The organism is Actinomyces sp. ICM58, from assembly GCF_000283035.1.
GTDB lineage: Bacteria > Actinomycetota > Actinomycetes > Actinomycetales > Actinomycetaceae > Pauljensenia.
The window spans coordinates 1-9,813 of record NZ_ALIY01000216.1 but is presented as its reverse complement, the minus strand read 5'-3'; the positions used below and the strand labels follow the sequence as shown (position 1 = coordinate 9,813).

Below are 9,813 nucleotides of genomic sequence, written 5' to 3'. Positions count from 1 at the left end.
GGCGGCCCGTGGAGGTCAGGGAGCTCGAGGAGGCGGGGGCGTGCTCGCCCGTCGCGTCGGGGCGGATGCGCCGTACCCGAGTGGGCGCGGACACCGGCGGCGGGACCGGGGGAGCGGGGGCCTCGTCGATGATGCGTGGGACGGTCGCGTGGCGACCGGTGATCGGGATCATCGAGGAGGAGGGCGCGATCGTGGTGGCCTCGTCGATGATGCGCGGGACGGCCGCGTGGCGTCCCGTGACGGTGCGCACTCGGGGGGTGAGGCCCGACGGGGGCTGGAGCATCTCGTCGGGCAGCGTGCGGCGAGTCAGGTGACGCACGGGTGCGAGGATCGGCACGGACGGTTGGACGGGGGTGCGGGTCTCGGCCGGGCGCTGCGCGGACTTCGGCAGCGGCAGCGGGCGAGGCGTCACGGAGATGCCCATGGCCTTGGCAGCGCCGGCGATCTCGCGGACGGCCGCGGAGCCGGACTCGGGGCGCTTGGCGGGATCCTTTTCCAGCAGGTGCAAGATAACGTCGGCGAGGGGCTCGGGGACGAAATCCGGCAGCGGAGGCACGGGGTCGTTGACGTGGGCGAACGCGATGTCCACCTGCGTCTCGCCCGTGAAGGGGCGTCGACCCGCCGCTGCCTCGTAGGCGATGACGCCGAGGGCATAGAGGTCTCCGATGGGGGTCGCCAATTCGCCCATGGCCTGCTCGGGCGGCAGGTACTGGGCGGTGCCCATGACCATGCCGGCGGCTGTGAGGTTGACCTGGTTGCGGGTGCGGGAGATGCCGAAGTCCGTCAGCTTCACCATACCGTCGGGGCGAACAATGATGTTCGCGGGCTTGATGTCGCGGTGCACGACGCCCGCGCGGGCCGCGGCGCCGAGGGCCATCGCGACCTGGACGAGGATCGGCATGAGGTATTCGGGTTCGATGCGTGAGCCGCCGCGCAGGTAGTCTGTCAGCGGGTATCCGTCGACGAGCTCCATGATGATCCAGCCGATGCCGTCTTCCTCGCCCGAATCCTGCGTGTTCGCGATGTTCGGGTGGGAGATCGACATGGAGTTGCGGGCCTCGAGGCGCAGGCGCGACAGCGAGAGCTCTTCGCCCGCCAGCTCGGGGCGCAGGACCTTCGCGGCGACGATGTGGCCGCTGACCCGGTCGCGGGCCTTCCACACTTCGCCCATGCCGCCCTGGGCGATCGGGGTGAGCAGCGTGTAGCGCCCCCCGAGCACCCGCCCGGCACCGGAAGTCATGCGTTGGACGCTCACGAGAGCCCCGCTTCCAGGATGGCCCGGGCGATCGGGCCGGCCACGTCTCCGCCGTGCGGCGTGGGATTGTTGTCATCGCCCTCGACGAGGACGGCGAACGCGATCTTCGGGTTGGTGACGGGGGCGAATCCGATGGCCCACGCGTTGGCGCGGTCGCCTTCGCCCGTCTCGGCGGTGCCCGTTTTGGCTGCGACCGCAACGTTCGGCAGCGCCATCGTGGTGCCGGTGCCGTAGGGCTGGGAGACGACGGCCTCCATCATGGTGGTCAGCTTCGAGGCCGTCTCCGCGGAGATCGGTCGGCCGCCGTCCGTGGGGGCGGTCGTGCGCACGACCTGGTTGTCGGCGTCGACGATCGACTTGATCAGGTAGGGCGTCATCATCTGGCCGCCGTTGGCGACCGTCTGGGCGACTTGCGCCATCTGCAGGGGCGTGGTCTGGACTGTGTACTGGCCGATGGAACTCATGGCGAGCTGGGCCGCGTCGGCGTCGGAGGGGAACACGGAGGGCGTCACGGTCAGGGGAATCTGCGATTCGCGGCCGAATCCGAAGCGGTTGGTGACGTCGATGAGCTGCTGGTTCGTCAGCTGCTGGGAGGCCAGCACGAAGGTCGTGTTGCAGGAGCGCGCGAAGGCCTCGGTGAGCGTCGGGTTGCCGTCCCCGCAGGTGGAGGACTCGATGTTGGAGACCTCGGTGGCCGTGCCCGGCAGGGTGGTCGACACGGGTGAGGGCATGCGCGTGTCCGGCGCAGCCAGGCCGTTTTCGAACAGTGCGACGGTGGTGAGGACCTTAAAGGTCGAGCCGGGGGCGTAGCGCTGCGAGATGGCCCGGTTCGTCAGCGGGTTGTTCGGGTCAGCAGACAGGGTCGAGAAGGCCTGGGACACCTCGGTCGCGTCCGAGGAGGCCAGCTGATTCGGGTCGTAGCTCGGCGAGGAGTACATCGCCAGGACCGCGCCGGTCGTCGCGTCCAGGGCCACGACGGCTCCCTTGCGGTCGCCCAGCGCCTCGGCGGCGGCCTTCTGCATCTGGGAGTTGAGCGTGAGTTCGACGCCGCCGCCCTGGCGGTTCTGGCCCGTCAGGAGGTTACGCAGGCGCTGCCCGAGGAGCGTCTGGGACTGGCCGTCCAGGACATCCTCCTCGGCGGCCTCGATGCCGGTCGACGCGTTGCCCACGGACGAGAAGTAGCCGGTGACGGGGGCGTAGAGGGGCCCCTCGGAGTAGGAGCGCGCGTAGCGCTTGGAGCCGTCCTCGAGCTCGGAGGAGACGATGGCGGTCTTGTCAACGATAATGGGGCCGCGGTCGGTTTCTGCCGCGTGCAGGATCGTCCGCTGGTTACGCGGGTCCTCGTTGAGCGAGGACGCGGAGATGAACTGCGTGTTCGTGACACCCACCCCGAGGAGGGCGAACATCAGCAGGACGATGACGAAAATCTTGCGAATCTGGTTATTCACGCCTTACTCACCCACTCCCACGGCCGGCTGGATGCCCGAGTTCCACGGCGCCGGGGTCGAGGCCGGGCGACGCGCGGCGTCGGAGACGCGGATCAGCAGCGCGACGGTGATCCACGAGGACACCATCGACGAGCCACCCGCCGCGAGGAACGGGGCGGTCAGGCCCGTCAGCGGGATAATGCGCGTGATGCCGCCGAGGACCACGAAGAGCTGAATCGCGAGGGAGAAGCTCAGGCCGGTGGCCAGGAGCTTGCCGAAGCCATCGCGCACCGTCAGGGCGGCGCGCAGGCCGCGCTGGATGAGGATCAGGTACAGGACGAGGATGGCCGCCATGCCCGTCAGGCCCAGCTCCTCGGCGAAGGAGGAGAGGATGAAGTCGGAGTTGGCCAGCGGCACCAGCTGCGGGTAGCCGCGGCCCCAGCCGGTGCCCATGAGGCCGCCCGAGGCCTGGCCGAAGAGGCCCTGCACGAGCTGGTAGGAGCCGGAGTCGTAGATATCCGGATCCAGGGCGTGCAGCCACACGTTGAAGCGCGTCTGGACGTGGGCGAAGGAGTGCACGGCGATGGCGACGGCGGGTACGAAGAGTGCGAAGCCGATGACCAGCCACGACACGCGGTTCGTGGCCACGTACAGCATGGCGACGAAGAGGCCGAAGAAGAGTAGCGAGGTGCCCAGGTCGCGCTGGAGGACGAGGATCGCGATGCCGATGAGCCACACGACCATGATGGGGCCGAGGTCTCGGGCGCGCGGCAGGCGCATGCCCAGGACCTTGCGGCCGCCGATCGCCAGGTTGTCGCGGTTGGTGACCAGGTAGCCGGCGAAGAAGATAGCCAGCGTGATCTTGACGAGCTCGCCCGGCTGGATCGAGATGGGGCCCAGGTGGATCCACACGCGCGCGCCGAAGGTCTCCTGGCCCAGGCCGGGAATCATCGGCAGCAGCAGGAGGAAGAGGGAGAGCGCGCCGAAGGTGTAGGTGTAGCGGCGCAGCATGCGGTGGTCGCGTAGGGCGATCAGGATGATGGCGGCGATGACGATCGCGATGCCCACGAAGAGCGCCTGCCGGAAGCCGACCACGGCCTCGTCCCTGCGTGCGTAGGACAGGTCCAGGCGGTAGATCATCGCCAGGCCCAGCCCGGTGAGCGCCACGGCGATCGGCAGGATCACCGGGTCCGCGTAGGGCGCGAGGAAGTGCACGCCGATCTCGCCGACGATGGCGAGCGCGACGAGCACGCCCACCTGCGTGAGAAGGTTCGCGGGGATGGTGCCCGTGTAGTTCAGGGAGGTGAGCACGTAGCCGGAGATGCCGACCGCGAGAGCCAGGCCCATGAGGCCGAGCTCGAGGAAGCGGCGCGGCCTCGCGGGGGCGATCGAGACGGTTGCCATCAGGATTCGCCTCCGCTCTGCGCCCCGGATTGTGGGTTGCCCGACTGGGCGCCGGACTGGGCGCCGGACTGCTCGGCGGAGGGCGCGGGGGTCACGGCGGAGCGCTTGAGGCCCGCGATGTAGGAGTCGATGTCGGCGCGCGAGGAGCGCAGGACGGGGGTGTCGAGGCGCTGGCGGTCCACGGGGGACAGGTCGGCGAGCGCGACGTCGGAGACTTCGATGGCGTGGGAGAGTTTCCACGGGCCGATTGACTGGGGGATGCCCTGGTAGATGACGACGTACCCGTCCTGGCCGACCGCGTAGTACTGGGTCTGCGTCCACTTCCAGGACAGCCAGGAGGCCGCGACCACCAGGACGGTGACGAGCGAGACGAACACGGGCGTCCACCAGGAGGAGCGCGGCTTGAGCTCGAGGGGGGCCTCGTCCTCGTCCGTTCCGTTTCCCGAGGCCTTGGCCCCCAGGGCGGCCGCGCGCGCCGCCGCTCCTTCGCCGCCGCGCGACTTGGCGTTGCGGTCGATGGCAGCGGCGCCGACGATCTGCGGGGGCGCGGGCGGGTAGGTGCCGGCGGGAACAATGTCCGCGATGACGCAGGTGATGTTGTCGGGGCCGCCGGCCAGGAGGGCCAGGCGGATGAGCTCTTCGGCGCATTCGCCCGGGTCCTTGATGTCGGCCATGACCTGGCCGATCGTCTCGGGGGAGACGAGGCCGGAGAGGCCGTCGGAGCACAGCATCCAGCGGTCGCCGACGACGGCCTCGCGGATCGTCTCGTCGGGGGCGACGTCGGCCTGTGCGTCGCCGAGGATCTTCAGGACGACGTTGCGGTTGGGGTGGTGTTCGGCCTCTTCGGGCGTGATCTGGCCGGTGTCGACCAGGTATTGCACGAAGGAGTGGTCGGTCGTGACCTGCGTGAGCGTGTCGCCGCGCAGGACGTAGGCGCGCGAGTCGCCGATGTGGACCATGGCCAGGCGGTTGCCCGAGCGCATGAGGGCGATGCAGGTGGTGCCCAGGCCTTCGAGGTCGCGGTCGCGGCTGGAGCGGTCGGTGAGTTCTTCGTGCGCGTCGAGGAGGGCCTCGCGCAGGAGTGGGAGCATGGAGTCCGCGGGGTGGGAGTCCGTGTCGAGGGGGACCAGGTGGGCGAGGGCGACCGAGGAGGCGATGTCGCCGCCGGCGGGCCCGCCCATGCCGTCGGCGAGGATCAGGAGGTTGGCGCCGGCGTAGCCGGAGTCCTGGTTGTTGGAGCGCACCAGGCCCACGTCGGAGCGGGCAGCGTAGTGGAATTGAACGGCTTTTGCTGACATGTCAACCCACCAATTCGAGCGTGGTCTGGCCGATGCGGATGACGTCGCCGATCTTGAGCTGGCGGGGTTGGCTCAGGCGTTCGTCGTCAATGAAGGTGCCGTTTCGGCTGGAGAGGTCTTCGATCCACCAGCCGTCGGACTGGGGGGTGAGGGCTGCGTGGCGGCTGGAGGCGTATTCGTCTTCGAGGACGAGGGTGCACGCTGGGGAGCGGCCGATGACGATGGGGGCTTCGCCGAGGGGCAGCATGGTGCCCACGAGCGGCCCGCCGGTGACCAGGAGGTCCTTGGGGGCCAGCGGGTTGGTGGAGGTGCGCTTCTTGTCCTTGCGCTTGTTGCGCGAGGCTTTGCGGCGCGAAGCGGCCTTGTCGCGTCCCTTGCCGCGCGGGGTGACGACGGTGCCGAAGATGTCGCGTCGCAGCGTGTTGACGGCGGCGAGCACGAGGAGCCAGAGCAGCACCAGGAACCCGATGCGGAAGACGGTAAATGCGAGGTCAGTGGTCACTTCATTAAACTCCGCTCTGGTCTGGGTGCGTCCAGAAGAGGATCTTGGTACGTCCGATGACGATTTGATTGCCGTCGAGCAGGGTTGCTGCGTCGATGCGGTGGCCTTCGACGAAGGAGCCGTTGGTGGATCCCAGGTCGGTCGCGATGACCCCAGTGGGGGTGATGCGCAGTTCGAGGTGGCGCCGTGAGACGCCGGAGTCGTTGACGACGATGTCAGCTTCGGAGCCGCGCCCGATGACGGTGACGGGCTCGGTGAGGAGCCACTTGTCGCCGTCGACGTCGATGATGGGGTGTTCGGGGGATGCGGACGAGGCCGTGGCGGGGGCGGCGGGTCCGCGCCGGTTTTCGGCGTCGACCTTGAGGGTGCCGCTGGGTTCGGAGGCGTCGGCGATGAATTCGATGGTGACGGGGCCGAGGAGGGAGTAACCGTTGGAGGAGGCGTGTTCGGTGGCCTGTTGGGCGAATTCGTCGGCGAGGACGTCGAGGGATGCTTCGAGTGAGGTGAGGTCGGTGCGCGAGGCGTAGACGGTGAAGTGGTTGGCGGCGATGATGCGAGTTGCGGAGACTTCCTGGACGGATTCGTCCATGGCGCGGCGGATCGCCGTGGTGATGTCCACGGGCTTGATCCCCGACCGGAACACGCGCGAGAAGGCGCCGTTGACGCCTCGCTCGACGGCGCTCTCGAAGCGGTCGAAGATGCTCATAGTCGTGCTCTCCTCATTCCCCCGCGCTGTGTGCGCGACGTACGTTGTGTGTGGAAGCGAGGCCGCTTCCGGTCCCAGTTTAGCGGCGATAGTAAGCACCGGTGCCCCATCTGTCGGGATGTTCCCGATGTGGGGTGGCGCTGGTCGTCGCGTGCAATGCGCGTGATGGCGGGGAATATCGCGCCATGATGCGCCTGTGACAGCTGGTGCACATGTTACACGTGTGACTATAAGTGTGATGGAGCAAACAAAGTGAGAGGGGTGTTCTCTTGACGGCGCGTCTGGCGTTGACTGCTTGTCATCGGTGTTCGTTGATGTGCCAATCTGAGCCTGTGTGGAATTAACGCGGAATATAGACGTATGCTCGACGGTCATAAAAGCGCTGGTAAAACTCAAATATGATGATATCTGCCACAACTTACTCATTAATTGACGGGACTTGCTAGGGTGGCGTGGTAACTATTGCTAACTGGGGGAACTATGCACCATGACGAAGCTGTGAGCAGTGCTCGCCTGGCGGACACCGCTCCTCCGCGAGGGCGATACGCGCCCGAGGCCTCCCTCCGCACCCGCGGTCCGAGGCCTCGTCGTTTTCTCACTCGCGCCCTGATCGCCGGGGCGCTCGCCGCCGCCTCGGCACTGCCCGCGCTCACCTCCGCGGTCGAGCCCGCCCACGCCGAGGCTCCCCTCGAGACGCCCGGCGTGACCACGACCTCGTTTAATCGCGCTGAGGGGCGTATCGGCGCCACCGTCATCAATAACTATGAAGAGAACCGCACCACCTTCGTAGATGACAAGGGATACTTCGGTGTTGTGCGCGGACAGTCGCGCTACAACCCGAGCGATCCGAACCAGTCATCGATCAAGCACACCAGCGCCACCCAGGTCCAGCCGTGGCTGACAGCATCGGTGGCTGAGAGTGGTGACTACTGGTCGTACATTGCCCGTGGCCAGGCCTATGATCACTTCCGTTACGGCAGGAACTATAGGGGTGAGTATGATCCCAGCCGGATCTCTGCCTCCACGACGAGCGCCCTGGGCTACAAGCCCAACGATCCGGGAACGGTGACGCTGGGCGAGCCCTTCCTGATTGGGGCCGTGCGCCACAACAACTTCCCCATCATGACGATGCAGGACTGGGTGCACTCCTCTTTCGATATTCGCATCGGCGACCTGGAGGAGTCCTTCCCCTTCGACCAGTATGAGACGGTCAACGACACGGAGACGACCGCGGTGCCCCGAGCCGGAGGTCCCTACGAGGAAACGACGTCCGTTCCTAACGGCTATGGCTGCTACCCCGGAGCTCCCTACAAGGCTCGCAAGCGCGGGGACAAAAACAACTGGTATTGCCACCGTTATGTCGGCGAGGGCAAAGGTAGTGTGGACATCTACAAGAATCCCAACCCGCCCGCTGCGAATAGGGAACCCAAGAATTACCCCGAGAACGCCGGTATTCCTGGATCAACCCCTGACTCTGACGACATCCTGACGATCCGTAAGACCACGTCTGAGAAGACCGTCATGATCAACGGGATGCCGCATCGCCTCTTCATCTACGGCTTTGTGCCCAACACGGACGGCAACTGCCCCGCCGCGCCCCCGGCGGGCGTGGAGCCGGTGTCGACGTTTACGACGAAGGAAAACACCTCCTCTTTCGGCTGTATGTATGGCTACTTCCAGCAGGAACGCTACGTGCGCGTCGCCAAGGCGATCACCGAGGACTCCGAGGGCGTGGGCGGCACGATCCCGCCCTTCACCTTCACGACGCGGGCTGTCGATGGCTGGAGCGGCATGACCGGAACCCCGGACACGACGCTCGTGGCCGCCGACGGCTTCGTGGAGGCGGGCTCCTTCTCGGACGCGCAGCTGACCCCCACCGGCTACGGCACTGGTGGCACCGCGACCTCGTCCTACAAGGCCTTCATTCCGGGTCAGTCGAGGTTCGTCATCGCAGAGACCGGCCCCGTCCTGCCCGGGTTCTCCCCGAAGCCCGGCTACTTCGGCCCCACCTGGGAAACCAGCGAGCTGGAGGGGAGCCCCGTGTGGGCCATGACCGACGTGACCTGCCTGAACGGCGTCGGCGAGCGCGTGAACGTCACGCGCGACGCGACCACCGGCGGCGTGGACTTCTCGGAGGTTGCCCCGGCCTCGTCCGCCGCGGCACTGCCGATCACGTGTACCTTCACGAACCAAAAGCAGTCGCCGAACCTGCGCCTCGACAAGAGCCTCGATGCTGTTGAGGGCGGGACGACCGACACCATCACTGTCACCTATCGCATCACCGCGACCAACGATGGCAACGTCAAGGGGTCGACCGGGCGCGTCGTGGACCGTCCCGACTTCGCGCCGGGACTGACCGTGCAATCCGCGCGCATCACGACCGAACCCGAGAATATCGACCAGGTCCCTGCGCTGCCCGCAACCGAAAACTACGTCCTGACCGAGGGGACCGACATCGAGCCGGGCGCCTCCGTTACGTGGTTCATTCGCTTCACCGTCTCGCGCGACACGAGCGCCGAGGGGTACAGGGAGACCCTGCTCGAGTGTCGCACCGAGAATGAGCGCCTCGTTCCGGGTTACGGCCTCTACAACGAGGTCGCCGGACCCAAGGATCACGACGGCAGCGCCAACAACGAGGCCTGTGCGCCCGCTCGCCCGCGCTCGATCCGCATCGAGAAGGCCGGAACCCAGCCCGTGGGCACGCCCAACGATGACGGCACCTACCCGCTCGACGGCGCTGCTTTCGCGATCTACGACAACGCGGAGCTCAGCGGAACCCCGGTCAGCGTACTTGATGGTGGATCCAGCTTCGTGGTCTCGTCCCTGGAGAAGGGCGTCACCTACTGGCTCGTCGAGACCCGCGCGCCGGCGGGCCACGTCCTGCTGCCGCGCCCCGTTCCCTTCCATATCGAGGTTGGGACCGATGACGCGCGTTCGACCGTCGTCGTGGCCGACTATGGACCGGACCAAGGCTTCACCTCCGTGCGAGTCCTGCCCGCCGACGCCGACGCGCGCGGCGACGCCGCCCTGCCGGGTATTCGCGTCGTCGACACGCAGGTCGGCACCCTGCCCAAGGCCGGCGCCGCCGGGGTGTATCCCTACCTCGCTGTGGCCGCGTGCCTGCTCGGTACGGCCGCCGGCTGCGGTTGGATGCGTCGCAGGGTCGTTGTGATGGCCCGATAGGCCGCCTGTTTGTGCGTCGCGCACCGGGGGTGCCCGCC

Annotated in this window: 7 protein-coding genes; 1 reads left to right on the top strand and 6 read right to left on the bottom strand. The window is 67.4% G+C overall.

Translation table 11 applies throughout. From position 1 onward, the window contains the following. From HMPREF1138_RS09640 to HMPREF1138_RS09615, 6 genes are all read right to left on the bottom strand, one after another. A partial coding sequence (locus tag HMPREF1138_RS09640; RefSeq protein WP_155887168.1) for a serine/threonine-protein kinase occupies positions 1–1,240 on the bottom strand: 1,240 nt, incomplete at its 3' end. Between the two features lie 11 nt (positions 1,241–1,251). Then, positions 1,252–2,703, bottom strand: coding sequence for a peptidoglycan D,D-transpeptidase FtsI family protein (locus HMPREF1138_RS09635; protein WP_009059262.1), 1,452 nt, complete (start codon positions 2,701–2,703; stop codon positions 1,252–1,254). 3 nt (positions 2,704–2,706) lie between these two features. After that, positions 2,707–4,086, bottom strand: coding sequence for an FtsW/RodA/SpoVE family cell cycle protein (locus HMPREF1138_RS09630; protein WP_009059258.1), 1,380 nt, complete (start codon positions 4,084–4,086; stop codon positions 2,707–2,709). Then, a complete protein-coding gene (locus HMPREF1138_RS09625) occupies positions 4,086–5,384 on the bottom strand; it encodes a PP2C family protein-serine/threonine phosphatase (RefSeq protein ID WP_009059260.1) in 1,299 nt (432 codons plus the stop codon). The genes HMPREF1138_RS09630 and HMPREF1138_RS09625 overlap by 1 nt, the downstream gene beginning before the upstream one ends. Position 5,385: 1 nt before the next feature. After that, positions 5,386–5,886: an FHA domain-containing protein FhaB/FipA gene (locus HMPREF1138_RS09620; RefSeq protein ID WP_009059253.1), complete on the bottom strand. Its 501-nt coding sequence runs from the start codon at positions 5,884–5,886 to the stop codon at positions 5,386–5,388. A 4-nt stretch (positions 5,887–5,890) separates the two neighbouring features. Then, positions 5,891–6,592, bottom strand: a complete 702-nt coding sequence (locus HMPREF1138_RS09615) for an FhaA domain-containing protein (RefSeq protein WP_009059249.1) — start codon at positions 6,590–6,592, stop codon at positions 5,891–5,893. 480 nt (positions 6,593–7,072) lie between these two features. On the opposite strand from HMPREF1138_RS09615, the gene HMPREF1138_RS09610 reads away from it, so the two are divergent. Next, on the top strand, positions 7,073–9,775 hold the full coding sequence (locus HMPREF1138_RS09610; protein ID WP_009059255.1) for a SpaA isopeptide-forming pilin-related protein: 2,703 nt from the start codon (positions 7,073–7,075) through the stop codon (positions 9,773–9,775). Positions 9,776–9,813: the final 38 nt, after the last annotated feature.

What these genes read in the sequence shown, in the direction of transcription:
- HMPREF1138_RS09630 (WP_009059258.1), bottom strand. Translation starts at nt 4,086, where the DNA reads ATGGCAACCGTCTCGATCGCCCCCGCGAGGCCGCGCCGCTTCCTCGAG.
- HMPREF1138_RS09625 (WP_009059260.1), bottom strand. Translation starts at nt 5,384, where the DNA reads ATGTCAGCAAAAGCCGTTCAATTCCACTACGCTGCCCGCTCCGACGTG.
- HMPREF1138_RS09615 (WP_009059249.1), bottom strand. Translation starts at nt 6,592, where the DNA reads ATGAGCATCTTCGACCGCTTCGAGAGCGCCGTCGAGCGAGGCGTCAAC.
- HMPREF1138_RS09610 (WP_009059255.1), top strand. Translation starts at nt 7,073, where the DNA reads ATGCACCATGACGAAGCTGTGAGCAGTGCTCGCCTGGCGGACACCGCT.